This window comes from Macrococcoides bohemicum, assembly GCF_003259675.1.
Classification (GTDB): Bacteria; Bacillota; Bacilli; order Staphylococcales; family Staphylococcaceae; genus Macrococcoides; species Macrococcoides bohemicum.
Map to the genome: position 1 here is coordinate 25,984 of NZ_PZJG01000003.1, position 22,191 is coordinate 48,174.

The 22,191-nt window shown below is 32.8% G+C and carries 22 protein-coding genes; 17 read left to right on the forward strand and 5 right to left on the reverse strand.

All coding sequences use genetic code 11. The annotated features are described in order from the left end of the window. Positions 1–57 precede the first annotated feature (57 nt). The 3 genes from BHX94_RS06370 to BHX94_RS06380 are packed head-to-tail and all read left to right on the forward strand — an operon-like array spanning position 58 to position 3,537. Positions 58–1,959: a hypothetical protein gene (locus tag BHX94_RS06370; protein ID WP_111745381.1), complete on the forward strand. Its 1,902-nt coding sequence runs from the start codon at positions 58–60 to the stop codon at positions 1,957–1,959. Next, positions 1,956–2,810, forward strand: coding sequence for a hypothetical protein (locus BHX94_RS06375; RefSeq protein ID WP_111745382.1), 855 nt, complete (start codon positions 1,956–1,958; stop codon positions 2,808–2,810). Before BHX94_RS06370 ends, BHX94_RS06375 begins: the two co-directional genes overlap by 4 nt. 4 nt (positions 2,811–2,814) lie before the next feature. Continuing rightward, positions 2,815–3,537, forward strand: coding sequence for a hypothetical protein (locus tag BHX94_RS06380; protein WP_242446667.1), 723 nt, complete (start codon positions 2,815–2,817; stop codon positions 3,535–3,537). An 82-nt stretch (positions 3,538–3,619) separates the two neighbouring features. Here BHX94_RS06380 and BHX94_RS06385 read toward each other — a convergent pair whose 3' ends face one another. Continuing rightward, positions 3,620–5,557, reverse strand: a complete 1,938-nt coding sequence (locus BHX94_RS06385; RefSeq protein WP_111745384.1) for a DUF2075 domain-containing protein — start codon at positions 5,555–5,557, stop codon at positions 3,620–3,622. A 61-nt stretch (positions 5,558–5,618) separates the two neighbouring features. Here BHX94_RS06385 and BHX94_RS06390 point away from each other — a divergent pair, with 61 nt between their 5' ends. From BHX94_RS06390 to BHX94_RS06400, 3 genes are all read left to right on the forward strand, one after another. Continuing rightward, positions 5,619–5,912, forward strand: a complete 294-nt coding sequence (locus BHX94_RS06390; protein WP_111745385.1) for a nucleotide pyrophosphohydrolase — start codon at positions 5,619–5,621, stop codon at positions 5,910–5,912. Positions 5,913–5,978: 66 nt separating this feature from the next. Then, entirely contained in the window at positions 5,979–6,722 is a 744-nt protein-coding gene (locus BHX94_RS06395; RefSeq protein WP_146606906.1) for an Ig-like domain-containing protein, read from the forward strand. Positions 6,723–6,829: 107 nt separating this feature from the next. Next, positions 6,830–7,090, forward strand: coding sequence for a hypothetical protein (locus BHX94_RS06400; RefSeq protein WP_111745387.1), 261 nt, complete (start codon positions 6,830–6,832; stop codon positions 7,088–7,090). A 167-nt stretch (positions 7,091–7,257) separates the two neighbouring features. Here the strand turns inward: BHX94_RS06400 and BHX94_RS06405 are convergent, their stop codons facing one another. Both BHX94_RS06405 and lqo read right to left on the reverse strand, forming a co-directional pair. Continuing rightward, positions 7,258–7,359, reverse strand: a complete 102-nt coding sequence (locus BHX94_RS06405) for an SE2200 family small protein (RefSeq protein WP_086038098.1) — start codon at positions 7,357–7,359, stop codon at positions 7,258–7,260. A 22-nt stretch (positions 7,360–7,381) separates the two neighbouring features. After that, positions 7,382–8,881: an L-lactate dehydrogenase (quinone) gene (gene lqo / locus BHX94_RS06410; RefSeq protein ID WP_111745388.1), complete on the reverse strand. Its 1,500-nt coding sequence runs from the start codon at positions 8,879–8,881 to the stop codon at positions 7,382–7,384. Positions 8,882–9,197: 316 nt separating this feature from the next. Here lqo and BHX94_RS06415 point away from each other — a divergent pair, with 316 nt between their 5' ends. Continuing rightward, the gene (locus BHX94_RS06415) at positions 9,198–10,175 is read left to right on the forward strand and encodes an aldose epimerase family protein (protein WP_111745389.1); all 978 of its coding nucleotides are present in this window, start codon (positions 9,198–9,200) and stop codon (positions 10,173–10,175) included. A 52-nt stretch (positions 10,176–10,227) separates the two neighbouring features. Here the strand turns inward: BHX94_RS06415 and BHX94_RS06420 are convergent, their stop codons facing one another. Together BHX94_RS06420 and BHX94_RS06425 are read right to left on the reverse strand one after the other, a co-directional pair. Beyond that, the gene (locus BHX94_RS06420) at positions 10,228–11,163 is read right to left on the reverse strand and encodes an ornithine cyclodeaminase family protein (RefSeq protein ID WP_111745390.1); all 936 of its coding nucleotides are present in this window, start codon (positions 11,161–11,163) and stop codon (positions 10,228–10,230) included. Positions 11,164–11,172: 9 nt separating this feature from the next. Then, positions 11,173–11,394, reverse strand: coding sequence for a hypothetical protein (locus tag BHX94_RS06425; protein ID WP_170120782.1), 222 nt, complete (start codon positions 11,392–11,394; stop codon positions 11,173–11,175). A 201-nt stretch (positions 11,395–11,595) separates the two neighbouring features. Here BHX94_RS06425 and BHX94_RS06430 point away from each other — a divergent pair, with 201 nt between their 5' ends. Genes BHX94_RS06430 through BHX94_RS06475 form a run of 10 tightly spaced genes read left to right on the forward strand, consistent with a single transcriptional unit; the run spans position 11,596 to position 22,188 of the window. Further along, entirely contained in the window at positions 11,596–12,888 is a 1,293-nt protein-coding gene (locus BHX94_RS06430; RefSeq protein WP_012656261.1) for an ABC transporter substrate-binding protein, read from the forward strand. 57 nt (positions 12,889–12,945) lie between these two features. Then, on the forward strand, positions 12,946–13,812 hold the full coding sequence (locus tag BHX94_RS06435; protein WP_012656262.1) for a carbohydrate ABC transporter permease: 867 nt from the start codon (positions 12,946–12,948) through the stop codon (positions 13,810–13,812). After that, positions 13,812–14,624, forward strand: coding sequence for a carbohydrate ABC transporter permease (locus BHX94_RS06440; protein WP_012656263.1), 813 nt, complete (start codon positions 13,812–13,814; stop codon positions 14,622–14,624). The genes BHX94_RS06435 and BHX94_RS06440 overlap by 1 nt, the downstream gene beginning before the upstream one ends. Further along, positions 14,625–15,635 carry a LacI family DNA-binding transcriptional regulator gene (locus BHX94_RS06445; protein WP_111745391.1) on the forward strand — a complete coding sequence of 337 codons (1,011 nt, stop codon included), beginning with the start codon at positions 14,625–14,627 and terminating at the stop codon, positions 15,633–15,635. Further along, positions 15,632–16,345: a ThuA domain-containing protein gene (locus BHX94_RS06450; RefSeq protein WP_012656265.1), complete on the forward strand. Its 714-nt coding sequence runs from the start codon at positions 15,632–15,634 to the stop codon at positions 16,343–16,345. Before BHX94_RS06445 ends, BHX94_RS06450 begins: the two co-directional genes overlap by 4 nt. 1 nt (position 16,346) lies before the next feature. Continuing rightward, positions 16,347–17,363 carry a Gfo/Idh/MocA family protein gene (locus BHX94_RS06455; protein ID WP_012656266.1) on the forward strand — a complete coding sequence of 339 codons (1,017 nt, stop codon included), beginning with the start codon at positions 16,347–16,349 and terminating at the stop codon, positions 17,361–17,363. Then, on the forward strand, positions 17,364–18,410 hold the full coding sequence (locus BHX94_RS06460; protein ID WP_111745392.1) for a Gfo/Idh/MocA family protein: 1,047 nt from the start codon (positions 17,364–17,366) through the stop codon (positions 18,408–18,410). A 12-nt stretch (positions 18,411–18,422) separates the two neighbouring features. Further along, the gene (locus tag BHX94_RS06465) at positions 18,423–19,391 is read left to right on the forward strand and encodes a sugar phosphate isomerase/epimerase family protein (protein ID WP_012656268.1); all 969 of its coding nucleotides are present in this window, start codon (positions 18,423–18,425) and stop codon (positions 19,389–19,391) included. Positions 19,392–19,401: 10 nt separating this feature from the next. Continuing rightward, on the forward strand, positions 19,402–20,511 hold the full coding sequence (locus BHX94_RS06470) for an ABC transporter ATP-binding protein (protein WP_096077264.1): 1,110 nt from the start codon (positions 19,402–19,404) through the stop codon (positions 20,509–20,511). A gap of 21 nt (positions 20,512–20,532) precedes the next feature. Further along, complete coding sequence (locus BHX94_RS06475; RefSeq protein ID WP_111745393.1) at positions 20,533–22,188, forward strand: glycoside hydrolase family 13 protein; 1,656 nt, start codon at positions 20,533–20,535, stop codon at positions 22,186–22,188. Positions 22,189–22,191 lie beyond the last annotated feature (3 nt).

Consider the following 22,191-nt stretch of genomic DNA (forward strand, 5'->3'; position numbering starts at 1 on the left):
TATAATTAAATTATTTATATACGTATAGATTATTTTATTTAAAAAAAGGGTGATAATATGGGGAATCAAATTCAGTTCGCATCAATAGATTATATGGAGGTAGCTACTTTTGATAATTCATTAGAGCATTTTCATAGAAATGGAATAAAGGGTACTATTAAAGAAAATATACAAAATGCATTAGATGCTAGGTTAAATGAAAATAAGCCAGTAAAAGTAACAATTAGAATGAATGAAGTAGATAAATCTATTTTACCTGGTATTGACGAAATTTTTGAACATATAAATTCTTTAGAGGGACATAACAATTACACGATAGAAACAATAAATTATATGAAAACAAAAATAGAGGATAAGACTGTACCAATTCTTTCTTTTGAGGATAGTAATTCAAAAGGATTAACTGGGGCCAAAAATGGACAATCTAATAGTAAACAAGACACATATGGCATATATGCGTATAATAAAGGCGTTCATTTTGTAGAAGGTGATTCCACAAAAGAAATTAAACGTGGAGGATCTCATGGTATTGGAAAAATTGCTAATAATGCTGCCTCAGATATTCATTTAATGTATTTTGCCAATTGCGACAATGAAAATAATCAGCATCTAGGTGGCACTATACAATTAATAGAGCACAAACTAAATAATAAAAATTATAGAGCTACGGGATACTATTCGGATGTATCAGAAAATAATGGCAAGTTAATACCTTTTGAAAATATAGTGAAACATGAAGCATTTGAAAAAAAAACACGAGGTCTTAAAATAATTATTCCTTATGTCAGAGAAGAGTTTTTTAAGTTTGATGAAATTATAACAGCGGTGTGTGATAATTTTTTCTTGGCAATTCTTGAACATAATTTAGCAGTAGAAGTTTTTGATGTTGATAATGAACAAACCATCATTAATCATGAAACAATAAAAGAACTAGTGCAAGATACAAGATTTTATAAAACAGATTATAGTGATATGAAAAAGATTTTTACACCTCTATATGTAAATACTTTGAATAATAACAAACCTTTAAAATTTGAAGTATCAAATAATACTGATACATATCAATTTAAATTATATTTTGTTTATAATCCTGAAATTATAGTAGGAAGAGTAGCAATCTTTAGAACAATAGGTATGAAAATAGAGGATTTCGGTGTAATAAACAATAAAAGGAAACCTTTTAATGCTGTATTAGTCGGTGGGGATAAAGAGGATGAATATTTAAAGTCTTTAGAGAATGAATCCCATACCCAAATTTCATATGAAGATATTAGAGATGAATATGAAAAGAAAAATGCTAAAAAATTTATATCAAATCTGCATAAGGAACTGTCTAGAATAATTGAAGAAAATTTTAATAAAAATAATCCTACAGATGGAAAGTTAGAAACAGACGATTTAATTTATGAAACTGAAACTAGTTTTAGAAATATGTTAGAAAGTAGTTCAGAGAAAGTTACAATAAGCGGTGGGAAAACATTATTAAAAAGAAATGTGAAAGAAAAAAGAGAAAAAAAAGGTGGATCAACAAAGAATAAAAAAGTTGATAAAAATAAAAATAGAAAGCCACGTAAGATTAAAAGTGATGATGATTCTACCACAGAACTGTTTATAACTCCTACAGATGCTGTTTCGAGAATAACTATTGGCCAAGATGAAATTATTTCAATTGATTTAAGTAAAGTTGGAGTAGATTATACTGAAATTAATGGAGTTAATTTGTGTAACCTTATTTTCAAAGTTGTAGATGGTAATGGTGAAATAGTAAAGGATATATTTGATTTCTCGAGATATGCTATAAGAATAAATGATCTAGTTTCTAACCGTACGTATCAGTACGATATGAATAAGGTAAAGAATATTAATATGAACAATCAGCAAATCCAAATAAGGATTGCATTGAAGAATAATTCTTTGAGTAGGCTTAAATTTACTTATGAAGTGGAAGTGGAGAAATGATTTACAATAAAGATGCTGCATTTTCTTACCCTATTTTAACCAATAATTCTAATAGCTATAAAAATAGTTCATTTTTATTAGATGTTAATTTGTTGGATGACAATGATAATTTTATATTTAATATTAGTTATGAAATTGAGAACAATTTTATTAAAGAGCTTATTAATAATAATAAAGCAGTATTAATTTTTATTGTTCAATCCAAGGATAATTATTTTACAAAGTTAAAAAATGGCCAAAAAACTATAATAATTCCTAAAAATAGAATCTCTATGTCAAATTCAACCGTTATACAATTACATATTCAATCATTAGAACAGGTAAGTTTCATAGATTGTAAAGAATTGACACAGTTTTATGATAAATATAAAGATAGGTTATATATTAATAAACATATGCTACTTGGATACTCTAATATTGTAAAGTATCAAGGTTCTGAGAATAAACCTTTAACATTATTTGAAACTTCTATTGCAAAGAATCAAGATGCTGCTTTTAAAGTTGAGTTGGGTTCAGAAACAATTATATTGAAATTTAATGACGAAAATTTACTTATGAGGTCATCTGTTCAGAATAAAAATATTATGAATATGTATTTATATAATGGTTTATATAGAGCAATTGAAAAGTTTATAGAGGTTAATAACTCTGATGAAGAATATATAGATGTAGATACTATAAATACAAATCAAACTAATGGATTAAATCAAAAAATATTAGATCTTATAATAAATAAAGGTATTGAAGAAATTAATCCAGATGATATAGACGGACTAATTTCTAAAATATCTAATAAATTAGTTGAAAAATTTGTGAATAGCATTGAAGGGATTGTTAATTGTGGAGATTAGGTTGTTGAGCAAAGGATATAAAAATAATGAAGAACTATATAAAGACTTTATAAATGATTCTTTAGATTTTAATAAAGAGTATTTTTCGGAAGATAGTATTTTTATAAATGATGTTGATGATTTTCCAATATATATTGCCAAAGGTACAGATAAAGAGAAGTTATTAGATTTTAAAGAGGCAATTCTTGCATTAAAAAAGTTTGTAAATGAAACTGAACGAGATATCCATTTGAATGAGACTTTTTGGCATTCATTACTAATAACAAAAAAACGTAACTATTTAATAAATAAATATCCAAGCATCGAAGATTCAATTAAAGATTTTAATAATATTGTTATAAAGAAATTTGATTGGGAAAATTATATTTATAAATGTGTTCTTGCAGCTGAATATATAAACGACGCGAATTTTAATGATAATGAAATAGATGAAAAATATATAAAATTAATTTATGAAAATTTAGATATTTATAATTACATAATTAAATATACTATTTTCCGTAATTCGGAATTTATTATTAAAGTATTAACTGTAATTGATGAAGAAGATTTATCTACTAAATTAAAAGCAAAAATCAAGAATAGAGATGATTTAGGAAATGATGAAAGATACGGTAGAAAAGTAATTTACGAATTGAACAAAAATTACCCAGTTATAATGTCACCATTCCTAGAAAAAGAAGAGTTAAAGAACGAGATTTATAATGCCTTAGCATTGTATGAATAAGTAATAATAAAAAGACTGAGAAGATGTTTATAATTAACTAAATAACTCTTCTCAGTTTTACTGTTATTTTTAAAATAAAAATTTAGTACTCCTCTAAATCTTCAGCTACGTAACTAATATCATATTTGGCTTCATAATTTTGAACTAAATTAATTACTTTATTAGCGATATAATTATTTAACTCATTATTTACACAATAAATGTAGCAGCCCTTTTGTCCGCGAGTCATGAGCGTTCTATAAGTATTTCTGATGATTTCATCAGCGAGTTTTTCATAATGTTCTTTGTTTTCTTTAATACCTTTTTTAATGCCTTTTAAAGATTGATCGGTTTTGGCACGTTTCGTGTAATCAGTGATAATTTTGCCATTTTCCATTCTCAAATCATTACCTATAATAACACCAACATAATCAAATTCTAATCCTTGTGCAGTATGAATACAGCCTATTTCATGCACAGAATCTGTTCCTATTGCCCAAGGTCCTTTACTACTTAAATTCCAACTCATGCCAAAGTTAAATTCAGGAATTTCAATGTCTTTAACTTCAGACTTATCTTTTCCATCTTTCTTCCATTCCCAACAGTAACCTGCCATCATTCTAGCTTTATTGTTACGTTGATTTAGGAGTTGAATAGATTCATACATTTTTTGTGGGTCATCAAAAACTTGTAATTTATAATCAAAGCCTTCAAAGCCATCTTCATTAGCAGTTTCTCTTATTCCTAATAAGTCATCTAACCAAGCTAAATAACCATCGGAACCATTACATCTGAATTGTGATTGAAGTTCCATTTCAGTAACCTCACTTCCTAGTAATTCAGTATATTTTTTAATTTCATCAATTGAACCTATATCTTTTAAGGTTACTTTCTGGTGTTCATCAATAAAAAATAATGAGAATTTAGATGCAAAGATAATTTCTTTAATTTGGTTTTCTCCTAAATTCGAAAACAAGCCAGATTTTTCGTTTAATCGGTGTGATTCATCAACAATTAATGCATCGAATTCATTTTCAGGTGCATTAATATAACTTCCACTACCTTTAAATAAATTATCGATTTGAGTCTTTTTAAAATCTTGTTTTAATTTTATAGAGTATACATCACGTGGTGCTGCATTTTTGGTAACATACTGTGCTACCATAGATCTACGTGTCAATTCTACTAATAAATTTATTGCTAATACTGACTTCCCTGTTCCAGGACCTCCTTTTACAATTAGTGTTTGACGCGTATTTGTTCTTAAAGCTTTTTCTGCTAATTGAAGGGCGGTTTCATAAACAACCTTTTGCTCATCAATCATTATAAACTCTTCATTACCTTGTAACATACTCAATAGAGTGTCTTGTAGAGATTTTGAAGGTCTAATTTTCCCGTTTTCAATTTTATAAATACCTTCTTTATTATCACCATATTTAATATATTTCTTGATGAAGTTTCGAAGTTTAGAAGATTGACCCTTAGTAAATATAGGAGCTTTTTCAACATAGAATGAATAACTCTTATCTAACAGAGGATCTCCTAGTTCAGCATCTGAAATGTAATTATGTAAATAGGCAGAAGGAATTATGTTAATATTTTCATTTTGAACAGTTTGATTATAGTCTTCTATTAAAGAAGCATATGACCAAGCTTGATAAGAAGGATGTGTTGTCTCAGCAAGACCATGTTGGAATCTCGTTCTTACAATACCTTCTTTGTCTACTTTTTCTACCGTGTTCCACTGTTTCAATTCTATAACGATAACGTTAGAATGCGTCTCGTCTTTACCACTAATTAAGAAATCCACACGTCTAGATGTATAGGGGATCTTAAATTCAATAGCAACACCTGAATCTTCGGGTATACCAGCATCTTGCATAACTCGATACATATACTGCATAGAATTATCCCACGAACGAACTTCACGTTCATTGATATTACCAATTTTTGCTCTGTAATTTTTAATAATATTGTTGACAAGTGTTTCTTCATATACATCATTGATAAATTCTTTCTTTGTAGCTTCATAAATAATCATATATTTCCCCCTTAGTCTCTTACTATTTATTATATAATAATAGAAAAAGGATGTGGCAGAAATGAATCAAGAAATTATAGAATTAATTAATGAATTTCGAGAAGAACGTGGTTGGAAACAATATCATAACCCTAAAGATCTTGCTTTATCACTTACGCTAGAATCATCTGAGTTGTTAGAGAATTTTCAATGGATTTCTAGTGATGAAGCGGTACAAAAGAATAGACAAAATATTGCTGAAGAACTAGCAGATGTATTTATTTATGGTATTCAACTAGCAGAAGAAATGAATTTTGATATTGAAGAAATTATTAGAATGAAAGTTAAAATGAATGGAGATAAATATCCTAAATAATAATGAAACAGGTCAACGGATAGATATATAGCGTATCAAACTACGGATCAGGCGATTCGTGGAGCAATGTCTAATCTTGATTCCTCAGTATATTACTATGATAGTGTTAATGTTTCAAAAGGCTACACAATGTTAAGTACAGGACAAATGTCTTACAGAGGAACTTCAAGTGATATTACTATTAATGTAAAAGCTTATGTGGATTATAATAAACCTGTGGTAGTTGATAGACCGACGACAGAAAGACCGACGACAGAGAAACCAACTACAGAGAAACCAACTACAGAAAAGCCAGTCTCATCTGTGAAACCTAAACCTGTAAAAAATTCAAAGCCAGTTGTTAATCCTATAGATGACAATGATATTAAAATTACAGGTAAAGCAAAGTCTGGTAGTACGGTCTATGTACTTGTGAAGAATAAAGTTATAGGTAAAGGGAATGCTAAAAACGGAAAGTATAGTATTTCGGTGAAAAAACAAAAAGCAGGAACTACAGTTAGTATCTATTCTGTTTATAAAAAGGTAAAAAGTTCAACAGTAACTACCAAGGTGCTAGATAAAACACCTCCAAGCTTTACGAAATTAAATAAGGTTACAACAAAATCAAGAGCGGTTACAGGAAAAGGTGAAAATTCTGCATTTGTAACAGTAATTAAGAATCGTAAAGTGATTGCTAATGGCAAAGTGAATTCTAAAGGAACGTTCAACTTAAAAATTAAAGGTCAAAAGAAAGGGACTGTATTAACTGTATATCTGAAAGATAAAGCTGGTAATAGTAGCAAGAAGTCGATAAAAGTTACAGTAAAATAATCTAAAAGTTTTATAAATAGTAATGCCATCTTTTGTTGTAAACAACAAAAGATGGCATTTTTTAATTATAAATAAAAGATCAAATATTAGAAAAAGAAAGGGCCATTATGTCTAAATTAAACAAGAATTTCCTAAGGGGTGGTGCTAGTGAAGGTGCATTTCGTATAGAATATAGCCTAGGTCAACAAATGCTATCACCTGTAGATTATCGTTTCGAAGACATCGCAGTACCTTTATGGAATGAGGTGAATCCAGGCATGGAAATAGAATCAATATATGATGGATATGATGATGCTATGGAAGCGATATCAGAAGATTTAAAGGCAATGAATTTTGATAAGTACATTTATACATGGGATAAATTATAAGGGATACTGAGGTTTGTTTAAACAAATTAAAAAGCAAGATTTCTATATGTAGAAATCTTGCTTTAAAATACGTAACTTAACTAAAAGTTTCGACTTTTGTGTTCACTCTAGACAGGTGAACTTTTTTTATCACTAAAAGGTTTGGTTTTACAGAATATATTTTAATATTAATATTCTATGTTTGGCATTGCGTTTACTTGTTTTTGATAACGCTTAAGCGCATAAAAACCAGCACCACTAATAATTGTTACGATTAATAATTTTTTCAAGCTCACCATTCCTTTATTTTAGCTATTTATTATTTTGGTAATAATTCAGTTCTAAATCTTTTGATGTTTGTTGACGAATTTTTTTCATCAATTCTGTGTCATCAATAAGTGATTGACCATATGACGGTATCATTTCTTTAATTTTAGGTGTCCATTCAGATTCATATTCAGGGAAGTTTTTCTCAAGCACTTCTAATGCGACTGAAACCGAAGTTGATGCTCCTGGAGATTCTCCTAATAGTGCAATCACTGTATGATCTTTAGAGTTAACAACTTCTGTACCGAATTGAATAAATCCTTTACCATATTCCGGTGTGTCTTTAATGACCTGTACACGTTTACCTGCTGTATATAATTCCCAATCTTCATCACGTGCTTCTGGGTAGAATGTACGTAAATGGTTCATACAACCTTCTTTAGTCATTAAGATTTGGTCGATAGAATACTTGATTAAAGGTAAATTCTTAACTGCAGAAGATAATAATGTTGCAATATTATATGGTTTAACAGATTTAAATAAATCTAAATTAGAACCATTTTTTAAGAATTTAGGGCCAATACTTGCGAATGGACCGAATAGTAATGTACGTTCACCATCAATATAACGTGTATCTAAGTGTGGTACAGTCATTGGTGGTGTCCCATGTGGCTCTTTACCATAGACTTTCGCGTCATGTTGCGCGATGATGTCTGGATTAGTACAAATTAAGAATTGACCTGTAATCGGGAAGCCGCCTAGATTTTTACTTTCAGGAATACCTGTTTTTTGTAAAAGTGGGATTGCACCGCCACCAGCACCGATAAATACATAATCAGCAATTTCAGTTTGAACGCCACCACTATTAAGTTGACGTACTTTTACTTCCCATTTGCCATCTTGTCTTTGATTAAAATCGATAACTTCGTGATTGTACTGAACATCAGCATTTGGGTGCTGTTCAATATTTTGAGCCATTTTACGTGTTAGCTCTCCAAAGTTCACATCCGTACCTTCATTGATTTTACTAGCGGCCATAATATCACTTGGACTGTGACCTTGCATCATTAATGGAATCCATTTTCTCATTTCTTCGATATCTTCTGTAAATTCGATATTATCGAACATTGGAGATTCTTTCATCACATGATAACGATCTTTTAAGAATTGGACGTTATTTTTACCTCTAACAAAACTAATGTGAGGTAATGGTTGAATGAAGTCTTTAGGGTCTGAAATATTTTTACTTTTAACTAAATGTCCCCAAAACTGTTTTGAAATTTCAAATTGTTCATTAATTTCTTTTGCTGTTTCAATGTCGATTGACCCATCAGGTTGTTTCACTGTATAGTTCAATTCACATAGGGCAGCGTGACCTGTTCCTGCGTTATGACGCTCATTTGAACTTTCGAGACCAGGGCGGTCTAAACGTTCATAAAGTTTTATATTCCAACTTGGTTCTAATTCTTTAAGCATAGAACTAAACGTTGTACTTAAAACCCCAGCGCCAATAACAACAACTGTTTTTGACTCTTGTTTATTCATATGAATCTCCTTCCTATTACACATAAATGTTATTGTAATACAATCATTTTGAAAATTAAAATACTTAGCTTGAAATAAAGTACTAAATTTTATTTTATAAATTTAGTACTTAATGGTTGTAGTATAGATACCTTGTGAGTAGTAACGATAAAAATTTTAACGAGAAAGTGACCTATCGTAACACTTGGAGGCCAATGTGCCAGGTATTATCGCAGCTTTATTTGTAAAATATTTTGTATTTGAGACAAGAGGGTATACATTAGAAGAAATAGAACAGGCACTTGTTACAAACAATACAAAATCTCTTAATTAAGGTGTGAACACATTGAACAATAAAGAATACAAAACCTACACAATTTCCAGTAACAATATAACCATTGAATTAACAAATCTCGGCGCAATTATGAAAAGAATTTTAGTTCAACACAATAATCAAAAACTCGATATTGTCCTGGGGTTTGATAATGAACAGGACTACCTCGAAAACGATTCAACTTATTTTGGTGCAGTTATTGGTAGAAATGCTAATAGAATAGAGGATAGTATTTTTAACATAGAAGGTACACAATTTCATGTTGAATCTAATGAAGGAAATCATAACCTGCATAGTGGTTCAAGCGGTTTTCATACTAGAAAATGGGATGTTGTATCTCATAATGAATATAGCATCACTTTTTCATTACTTAGTCCGCACTTAGATCAGGGATTTCCCGGGGAATTAAAGATGGAAGTAACATACGCACTTACTGACGATAATGCGGTAGAAGTGACTTACAAAGGTCGAAGTGATAGATTAACTGTGTTTAATCCAACGAATCATAGTTATTTCAATTTAAATGGGCATGATTCAGGTGACGTATTAGATCACAATCTATGGTTGAATAGTGATAAATATAGTGAATTAAATGATGAGAGTATTCCTACGGGTAAACAGATAGAAGCGACGGATACGAATATGGACTTTACAGAAATGAGAAAGATCTCAGAAGATAAGACGGTTGAATATGATGATAATTTTATCTTAAATAGTAATGACATTCATCAGAAAGCAGCAATGCTTATAGGGGATGTTACTGGAATACAAATGGATGTTTATACGAATAGTCCATGTATTCAGCTTTATACCGGAAATGGTTTGGATAATGTATATGGTAAAAAGGGTACGGTTTATAACAAACATGCTGGTGTTTGTTTAGAAACTCAATTTGAACCGAATAGTATAAATTCAAATCATCCACCGTTAATTGATGGTGAGAAAGAATATAAAACGATTTATAGATTTTCAGAATTTTAATAAATGAAAGAAATAAAAAAGTGAGCAATCCATCATCGGATTACTCACTTTTTTATGACTTTTTCAACACGTCATACGCCCCGGCTGTTACTGCCAGGTCATAATATGCGGCGCCGACTGATTTGAAGATGGTGATGCCTTCTGATGCTGTCTTATCTGTTACATCTTTTAATAACGTTGCCTGAATGAAATCAAAGTGTCCGTCTTTTTCAGCCTCTATAAATTCTCCTGCTTCATGCATTGCACCGTGTAGATCATCTAAGACGATTGTGTCAGCGTGCTTGATTGAAGCTGTATCGATTTCTCGCATTTCAGGTAAGTAAGATCCGACACCATTAATATGGGTATGAGCCTGAAGGTCTTTATGGTCAAAGACACTTTTCTCTGAACGTGTTGCACAGTTAATAATATCGGCATTTTTAACAGCTTCTGAAACACTATCAAACACTTGAATGTCACTCGTAACACCAAAGTCTTCGAGTCGTTGTTTAAAGTCTTTCGCTTTCTCATGTGTTCTGTTATAAAGACTAATCTTCTTTATATTCCTTACTTCAATAACACCTAATACTTGTTCGAATGCCATTCCGCCAGTTCCAATAACGCATATCACTTCAGCATCTTGCTTAGATAACTTATCCGTAGCAATGGCACTCATCGCACCTGTTCTAAGGCGGGTTAAGTAGCTGCTTTCAAGATTTGCGATATGCGTTCCATCTGTTAAATCACTAAGTAATGTGACACCTTGCGATACCGGCTTGGATGTATTTTCCGGAAATATCGAAATCGTCTTTAGAATAGAGTAGTTACTTTTTGTATTGATACAAGGCATATACAGCATTGTATTGTGTGTACCTGATACTTCAAGTACAGTTCGTTCTTTCATGATTATTTTATCATCATTTAAATCATTGAGGATTGATTTCACATCCTCGATGGCATGACGCATCTTGTAGACTTCTTCAATTGCTTCATCACTATAGAATTGCATAACTTCCTCCTAATTGATTGAAGTGTGCATTAAATCTTCAGCTTTCTTATTCTTAATTGATAATACTGAAATAATTGAGATGACTGCAATGATCATGATGTAGATGGCAACTGGTACATATGAGCCATTAAATTTACCCATCAAGTATTCCGCAATCATCGGTGCAGTTCCACCGGCTAGTGCAGCACCAATTTGATAACCTAACGTAACACCAGTATAACGTACTGTCAATTAAATTTAAGAATTATTAGAAAGATTACGTTGGTTAGTTCGTTGTTGTTCTTGCTCTTATAACGCATAGAAAAAATTAATGTATCAAAAGTTATGCAATCGTTTGCAAAAAAATATTGCACTGACAAGAATAATGTGATAATCTTTAGATGTATTAAATGAAAACGTTTTCTTAAAAAACTAAACAAAAGGAGATTGACGATGAAGAAAAAGACGTATTTATCGTGGGTAGCATTAATCGTATTAACACTTGTATTAGCGGCTTGTGGTAACTCAGGCTCAGGCGGAGGTACTGCAAAAGATGGAGACAAAACAACAGTAAATGTATTCCAGTTCAAAGTAGAATTCAAACAACAGTTTGAAGATATGGCCAAAAAATACATGGCTAAACATCCTGATGTTCAAATCAATATCGACACTGTTGGTGGTGGTAACGACTACGGTCAAGCTTTAAAAGCAAAAATCGCTTCAAAAAATGAACCAGATATTTTCAATATCGGTGGTCCTGAAGATTTAGAAGTTCACAAAAATCGTTTAGCTGATTTATCAGATATGAAAGCTACTAAAGCAGTAATTAACGAAGATTTATTAGCACCTGTTCAAAAAGATGGCAAATCTTACGGTATCCCAATGAACCAGGAAGGATATGGTTTAATCTACAACAAAGAAATCTTCGAAAAAGCTGGTGTTAAAGCTGAAGATATTAAAACTTTAGATGATCTAGAAAAAGTTGCGGAAAAAATCGATGCTAAAAAATCGGAGCTAAAACTTTCTGGCGTATTCGCTTTACCTGCAAAAGAGAAATGGGTGTTAAGTGACCATGCTTCAAGCATGTTCTTAGCAACTGACTTTGATAATGATATTAAAAAAGCTTCTGAAGCAAAAACGTTAACATTCTCTAAAGCTGATCAATTAAAACAATACTTAGATATTCAAAACAAATATTCAAAACAACCTGTTGCATCTTTAGATTACTCTCAACAAGTTGAAGAATTATTCTCAACTGGTAAAGTTGCAATGATTCAACAAGGTAACTGGGCATATCCTACAGTTGAAGGGGTAAACCCAGAACTTGCGAAAAATATTGGTTTAATCGCAGTTCCAACTGGTGATAAAGAAGTTACAATGCCAGTAGGGGTTGCAAACAACTGGGCAGTTAACAAAAAATCAGATGAAAAAGTTCAAAAAGCAGCAAAAGATTTCTTAGACTGGTTATATACTTCTGAAGAAGGTAAGAAAATCGTTGTAGAAGATTTCAAATTTATTCCTGCTTATAAAGACTATGATACTGATAAGATTGCTGATCCATTATCAAAAGAAATCTACAAATATTCACAAGAAGGTAAAACTTCTGCTTGGGTATTTAAAGGTTATCCAACTGGATACACTGATGACGCTTTAGGTGCTTATTTACAAGATTATTTAACTGGTAAATTAACATTTGATGAAGCAATTAAAAAATCACAAGATGCTTGGGCAAAAGCACGTAAATAAAAACTTAAGGGAGAACGCTTCGGTGGTTCTCCCTTTTTTAAACAAAGGAGTGAGCATATGAAGACGAAAAGTTTAGCTTTCTGGTTATTTTTATTACCGGTTTTAGTAGCTTTATTTATGGTAATTATTATTCCGTTTATTTACGGTATTTACTATTCATTTACCAATTGGAATGGAGACATTAGTCAAACACCTGGATTTGTTGGGTTTCAGAACTATGTAGATTTATTGAAGGACGATACATTTATCAATGCATTGATGTTTACATTTAAATATTCGATTGCAGCGATTTTCGTCATTAACTTTATCGGTTTAAGTTTAGCGTTAATTGTAACAAGTAAGATTAAATCAAAGAATTTACTAAGAACAGTATTTTTCATGCCCAACTTAATCGGTGGATTAATTCTAGGGTTTATCTGGCAGTTTATCTTTACGAAAGTATTTGCAATGATCGGTGAAGCAATCGGTTCTACTGCGTTGCAAGGTTGGTTAAGTGATACGCATACAGGTTTCTGGGGAATGGTCATCCTTTCAACATGGCAAATGGCAGGGTACATTATGATTATCTACATCGCATATTTAGAAAATGTACCAGATGATTTACTGGAAGCGGCAGAAATTGATGGTGCGAATGCTTGGCAACGTTTCAAAAATATTACCTTCCCAATGGTAGCACCTGCATTTACAGTATGTATGTTCTTAACGTTATCAGGTGCATTTAAAATTTATGATCAGAACTTATCTTTAACAAATGGTGGTCCAGGTAACTCAACGAAAATGTTAGCGATGGATATTGTAGATACAGCATTTAAGATGAATCACATGGGTGAAGCACAAGCGAAAGCGGTTGTATTCTTCCTTATCGTAACAGTGATTAGTTTAACGCAAGTATACTATAACAAGAAACGTGAGGTGGAAATGTAATGGCTAAAGTCAGAAGATGGGGACTCGAAATATTAGCAATTATTTTAGGAATAATTTGGTTATCACCATTTTACCTGATGATTGTAAATGCTTTTAAGACAAAGTTAGAAATTTTTGATAATACTTTAAAGCTTCCGGCAAACGTTACTTTCCAGAATTTTAAAGATGCTTTTGAACAGTTATCGTTTTTACGTACATTCTTTAATTCAGTGCTTGTTTCAGTGATAGCAGTGACATTAATTATCATTTTCTCAAGTATGGCAGCATATGCTTTAAATCGTAATAAAAGTAAGGTTTCAGGTATCATATTCTTCTTATTTGTTGCAGCGATGCTGATACCTTTCCAATCAGTAATGATTCCACTTGTTAAGATATTCGGTGATTTACAAAGCTTAAATATCAGTGGATTAATCTTTATGTACTTAGGTTTCGGTGCAAGTTTATCAATTTTCTTATATCACGGGGCATTACAAAGTATCCCGAAATCACTAGATGAAGCAGCTATGATTGATGGTGCAAGTAAATGGCAGATTTTCTGGTATATCATCTTTCCGATGTTAAAACCAATTTCAGTTACAGTAGGTATTTTAAATATTATTTGGATCTGGAATGACTACCTATTACCAAGTTTAGTATTAGGTGCTGGTCAGGAAACGATTCCACTTAAATTATTCTTCTTCTTTGGACAGTATACGAAACAGTGGCACTTAGCTTTAGCAGGATTAACATTATCTATTATACCGGTTGTTATTGGTTACTTCTTTGCACAAAAACACATTATTAAAGGTGTATCGGATGGGGCTGTGAAATAGTTGGTAACAATCAAGGATGTAGCTAAAAGAGCGAGTGTATCACCTTCAACTGTATCGCGTGTGATTAGTAACCATAGCGGTATCAGTAGTGAGACAAAGAAGAAAGTACAGAAAGTGATGGACGAAATAGGTTATACACCAAATTTATCTGCACGTTATCTTGTAACGAAACAAACGAAAACAATATTACTCGTGTTAAAGACTGCTTCGATTGAAATGAGACAGAACCCCTTTTTCACTGACGTATTAATCAGTGTTTCAAAGGTCTGTAAAGAGAATGGATATTCAACGATTACGACAACAAGTATCGATGAACAAGCACTATTTAAAGAAGTTAAGAATTATATAGATAGTCGTATGATTGACGGTGTTATTTTACTATACTCAAAACAAGACAAAGTAACAGATTATCTGAAGGCGAAATCTTTTCCGTTTGTAGTGATCGGTAAAGCACTTGATGACAATTATCCAGTTATGTATATCGATAATGATAACGTAAAGGCAAGCGAACAGTTAACTGAATATATGGTAGATCTTGGTCACAAAAACCTATTATTTATTCGTGAACAAGGTGATTATGAAGTAAGTAAAGATAGAGAATTGGGATTCATCAATGTTTGCAGAAAACACGGTATTGATTATGAAGTATTAGAAGGCACGCTTGAATTAAAAGAAGCTCAATCCATATTGAAAGAAATTAATATTGAAAGATTTAGTGGTTTGATTACATCAGACAGTATGATGAACTTGTTAGTATTAAATATACTTTATCAGAAGAAGATTAATGTGCCTGAAACAATACAGACCGCAACATTTAATGACTCATTTCTAAGTGAAACTGCATGTCCGTCACAAACTGTCGTCAATATTTATCCAGAATCACTAGGCAAAGTAGCAGCAACGAATTTAATTGAACTATTATCAGATAAAGCATTTCCAATATATAACGTGATTATTCCTACAACAATAATTGAAAGAAACTCAACACAAATGATTGGAGCGAGAAGATGAATATTACAGTATGGAATGAATATAGACACGAAAAAGAATCAGAAAAAGTGAGACTTCATTATCCAGAAGGCATTCATAAAGTTATTGCAGACTTTCTGGAAGGTGATGTAACGACCGCAACACTTGATATGCCTGAACATGGTTTAACAGAAGAAGTCTTAAATCGAACAGATGTATTAATTTGGTGGGGACATAAAGCACATGATGAAGTCAGTGATGAAATTGTTGAGAAAGTGCATCAAAGAATATTAGAAGGTATGGGGTTTATCGCCTTGCATAGTGCGCATTTCTCAAAAGTATTTAAGAAACTCATGGGTACAGGCTGTGATTTGAAGTGGAGAGAAGCAGGAGAAAAAGAAAGAATCTGGGTAATCAACCCTGCACATCCTATCGCCGAAGGTCTGCCAGAATACTTTGAACTTGAAGAAGAAGAGATGTACGGTGAACATTTTGATATTCCAGCACCAGATGAATTATTATTCTTAAGTTGGTTTGAAGGTGGAGAAGTATTTAGAAGTGGTGCTACTTTTACACGTGGCAACGGCAAGATATTCTACTTCCGACCTGGTCATGAAACGTATCCGACATACCATAACGAATATGTTCAAAAAGTCATTAAAAATGCAGTGAATTGGGTGAAACCAACGCAATCAACATATCCGACGTATGGTAATCATCAACCGATAGAATCGATACAGAAAGGTGAATAATATGGCACAATTAAATGTAGGTATTATTGGAGTAGGTAGCATTGCTACACATAGACATATCCCTGAATATCAGCTTTTGGAAGATGTAAATATTGTTGCATATTGTGATATTGTACAGGAGCGTGCTTCTGAATATGCAGAACAATTTGGTGGCAAAAGTTACGATAACTATAAAGCATTACTACAAGATGATTCTATTGATGCAGTTAGTATCTGTACACCAAACTATTTACATGCTGAGATTGCGATAGAAGCTTTAACAGCAGGAAAGCATGTACTGTGTGAAAAACCGATGGCAACAACGATTGAAGATGCAAAACGTATGATTGAAGCAGCAACCAACTCAGGAAAACAATTAATGATTGCTCAAAATCAACGATTTACAGAAGCACATGAACTAGCTCGTGAAAAACTTTCACAAGGTAAGCTAGGTAAAATTTATTCATTCAAAACAACCTTTGGCCATGCTGGTCCGGAGTCATGGAGTGTGGACGGTGCTAATAGCTGGTTCTTTGACAAAAGACGCGCTTTTATTGGTGCTATGGGGGATTTAGGTGTTCATAAAATTGACTTAATGCATTACTTATTGAATGAAACGTTCACAGAAGTTGGTGCGATGATTGAAACAAGTGAAAAAGAAGGTACTGTTGATGATAATGCAGTCTTTATTCTGAAAACTAAAAGTGGTGCTATTGGAACAATGAGTGCTGCATGGGTATACAAGGGTGAAGAAGATAACAGTACAATTATTTATGGTGAAAAAGGCATATTAAAGCTTAACACAGATTCTGAATTTAACTATATCTTTATTGATGAAGAAGGCAATAAAGAAGCATATAAATTAGGCAAGATACAAACAAATGACGCACAAACGTCAACAGGTACGATAGAGCGATTTATTGAAGCGATTCAAGGTGGTCAACCTGTACCAGTAAACGGGCAGGATGGATTAGCATCATTAAATGTAATCGTAAAAGCTTTGCAATCAGCACAAGAGAAAAAAGTGGTGAAGATTTAAATGGAACAATTAAAGATTGGTATCGTTGGAGCAGGAGGAATCGCAACAGGTAGACACATCCCTACATTCCAGCAGTTCCAGGAAGTTAGTGTAAGTCATATTTATGATATCGATGCTGAGAAAGCAAAGATTGTGGCAACTGAGTTTGGTATAGAATATGTTTGTGATACGTATGAAGAAATGCTTGAAGCAGTAGACGCAGTAATCATTACTACTCCGAACAAATTTCATGCACCATATACAATCCAGGCACTCAATCGAGATGTTCATGTGATGTGTGAAAAACCGATGGCATTATCAAGTGAAGAGTGTGATGCGATGATTGGAGCAGAGGAACGTAGTGAAGGCGTATTACATATCGCATATCATTATCGTTTCATGAAAGAAGCAATAGCAGCCAAACAAATCATTGATCAAGGCGTTATCGGCGAACCTCTTGTAATTAACGTAAAAGCAATGCGACGTCGTAAAGTACCTGGTTGGGGTGTGTTTACGAATAAAGAGCTACAAGGTGGCGGTTCATTGATTGATTATGGTTGTCATCTACTAGATTTAGCGATGTGGTTAGCAGGAGATGTTAAACCTATTGAAGTAAATGGAACGACTTATAATCGTTTAAGTAAAGACAACCATGACATCGTTAATGAATGGGGAAATTTTGATGCATCCACTTTTGAAGTAGATGACCATGTTACAGCATATGTTAAGTTTGATAATCAGGCTTCAATGTTATTTGAAACAAGTTGGGCGGCAAATATTGAACACGATGAAGAATTCATTAGTATAGCAGGTACTAAAGGCGGCATTAATGTATTTGATATGAAATACAATACAGCTTCAGAAGGTTTGATGACGACAACCATGATAGATTACGTGCAGGAGAAAAATACTTTCGAGTATTTACAGGCTAGCAATTTTATTAGAACAATCTTGCATGATTCAGTATTAAAAGTGAAGTCTGTTGAAGCACGTAACGTATCTAAAATTATTGAAGCAATTTACTTAAGCAGTGCACAAAACAAAGCGATAAAAATTCAAAATAGTTAGGAGAAGATCACGATGAAATTAGGCGTATTCAATCCTTTATTTAATGATTTATCATTTACAGAAATGTTAGATTATGCACATAAAGCAGGTTTAGAAGCGGTTGAAGTAGGAACAGGAGGAAATCCTGGTAGTGCACATATTGATGTAGATTTACTACTGGAATCAGAAAGTGCGCGTGAAGAATATTTAGCAGAATTCTCAAAAAGAGGATTGATGATCAGTGCATTTAGTTGTCACGGTAATCCGATTTCACCAAATGAAGCTGAACGCGTTGATTCAGATAATGCTTTAAGAAATTCAATTAAACTAGCATCATTGATGAATGTTCAAGTTGTGAACTGCTTTAGTGGTACAAGTGGTGCAGATGATAATAGCAAATATCCAAACTGGCCGGTAGTAGCATGGCCAACCGAGTATAAAGATATTTATGATTGGCAATGGGAACAAAAACTTATTCCATATTGGAAAGAAATAGCGGAACTTGCAAAAGCGCATAATGTAAAGATTGGTATTGAGTTACATGGTGGATTTTTAGTGCATTCACCATACACTATGCTGAAATTACGTGAAGCTACAAATGAATATATTGGTGCAAATTTAGATCCGAGTCATATGTGGTGGCAAGGGATTGATCCCGTAGCAGCAATTAAAATTTTAGGTAAAGAGCATGCGATTCATCATTTCCATGCTAAAGATACATATATTGATCAGGATAATGTCAATATGTATGGATTGTTAGATATGCAGCCGTACGGAGATGTTCTAACACGCAGCTGGACGTTTAGAAGTGTGGGTTGTGGACATGACAAATTCGTCTGGTCAAATATGATGAGTGCATTAAGAACTTATGGCTATGATTATGTAGTCAGCATTGAACATGAAGACCCATTAATGAGTGTCGATGAAGGATTTAGCACAGCAGTTAAGAACTTAAAAGAAGTATTAATAAAAGAAACGCCTGCAAACATGTGGTGGGCATAGGAGTGATATCATGGCAAATATTAAATTAGAACATATTAAAAAGACATATCCAGGTGGCAATACAGTCGTTAAAGATTTCAATCTTGAGATCCAGGATAAAGAATTTATCGTATTCGTTGGACCTTCAGGGTGTGGGAAATCAACAACATTAAGAATGATTGCAGGTTTAGAAGATATTACTTCAGGTGAATTTACAATTGATGGTGTAAGAATGAATGACGTTGCACCGAAAAATCGTGATATCGCAATGGTATTCCAAAATTATGCGTTATATCCACATATGACGGTATTTGATAATATGGCATTCGGTTTAAAATTAAGAAAGTTACCGAAAGATGAGATTAAACGCCGTGTACATGAAGCAGCTGAAATATTAGGACTTACAGAATATTTAAATCGTAAACCAAAAGCATTATCTGGTGGACAACGCCAAAGGGTTGCATTAGGTCGTGCAATTGTCCGTGATGCAAAAGTGTTCTTAATGGATGAACCTTTATCTAACCTGGATGCTAAATTACGTGTTCAAATGAGAGCGGAGATTTCAAAATTACATGAAAGAATTCAGACAACGACTATCTATGTAACACATGACCAGACAGAAGCGTTAACGATGGCATCACGTATTGTCGTATTAAAAGATGGAGATATTATGCAAGTTGGAACACCGCGTGAAGTATATGATCATCCAGAAAATATATTTGTAGCGGAGTTTATCGGCTCCCCACCAATGAATATCTTTGATGCAACACTTACTGAAAATGGTATAGTTATCGGCAATAAAACATTTGAAGTTCCAGGTGGTATTATGAAATCTTTAAAATCTCGTGGATACGTGGGGAAAAATATTAAATTTGGTATCAGACCAGAAGATATTCATGATGAGACTTTATTTATCAATGCTTCATTAAAAACTTCATTTGATTCAACTGTGACAGTAAGTGAGTTACTTGGTTCTGAAGTGATGATCTATTCTCAATTAGAAGGACAGGAATTTATTTCTAAAGTAGATGCGCGTAATGATTTATATGCAGGAGATAAGATTACATTAGCATTTGATATGAACAAAGCACATTTCTTTGATGCAGAAACAACAGCAAGAATAAAAAATGTAAACGAGTAAATGTGCACGAAGGAGAAAGCGATGAAAAGACAATGGTGGAAAGAAGCAGTTTGTTATCAGGTTTATCCAAGAAGTTTCAAAGATTCTAATGGTGATGGTATTGGTGATATTAATGGCATCACTGAAAAGTTAGATTACTTAAAGGCATTAGGTATAGACGTCATCTGGGTATCTCCAATCTATGATTCACCAAACGATGATAATGGGTATGATATTAGTGATTATCAAAATATTATGAGTGACTTCGGTACGATGGAAGACTTTGATCGATTATTACTTGAAACGCATCAACGTGGTATGAAACTTATTATGGATCTTGTCATTAATCATACAAGTGATGAGCATCCTTGGTTTATAGAAGCAAAGACATCAGAAAACTCAGCGTATAGAGACTGGTATATTTGGCAGGATAGTAAAGAGGGAAAAGAACCGAATAACTGGGCAAGTATCTTTGAAGGATCTGCATGGGAATATGAGCCGGTATCTGAACAATATTATTTCCATACGTTCAGTAGAAAACAACCCGATTTAAACTGGGATAATCAAGAGATGCGTCATGCAATTTATAATATGATTAACTGGTGGCTGGATAAAGGAATTGACGGATTCAGAGTAGATGCTATCAGTCATATTAAGAAATCATTTGATAAAGGTGATATTGAAAACCCAGAAGGATTAGAGTATGTTCAATCCTTTACAAGGCATATGAATCAGCCTGGCATACAGACGTACCTTGAAGAATTAAAGAGAGAAACATTTGAGAAGTACGATATAATGACTGTTGGTGAAGCAAATGGTGTTACAATTGAAGACTCAAATGAGTGGGTTGGAGAAGAAGATGGCAAGTTTAATATGGTCTTCCAGTTCGAACATCTTAAACTTTGGGAGGTTCATGACAAGAAACTCAACATCTTAAAATACAAAAATGTATTGAATAACTGGCAAGTTGGACTTCATAACAGTGGATGGAATGCGCTGTTCATAGAAAATCATGATAGACCAAGAATACCATCTACATGGGGTTCTGAAGACTATCGTATGGAAAGTGCGACTGCTCATGGTGCAGTATATTTCCTTCAGCAAGGTACACCGTTTATTTACCAGGGTCAGGAAATTGGCATGACGAATTATCCGTTTACCGATATAACTGAGTTTGATGATGTACATGCGAAAAATATCTATAATGTGGATCTTGCTGCCGGTAGAGAAGCAGATGACATTATTGCCGACCTGCAACTCAATTCTAGAGATAATTCAAGAACACCGATGCAATGGGACAATAGTGAAAATGCTGGATTTACAGAAGGTACACCATGGATGAAAGTTAATCCGAACTATACTATGATTAACGTGCAGGAAGAAGAAAGAAATGAGCATTCAGTATTAAACTTTTACAAAAAAATGATTCAATTTAAAAAATCACATGATATTGTTACTTATGGTGACTTCAAATTAGTTTATGCAGAAGATGAACATGTATTTGCATATGTACGAACATTGAATAAAGAAAAGTTATATGTTATCGGAAATTTAACTGATCAGGAAGTGACATTACAATCAGAAAATATTCAATATAACTCAGAAGATATCGTTTTAAATAACTATGCAATTGAAGCACACAATGACACATCATTATCATTAAAACCATTCGAAACAAGAGTATATTATGTGAAATAAAGA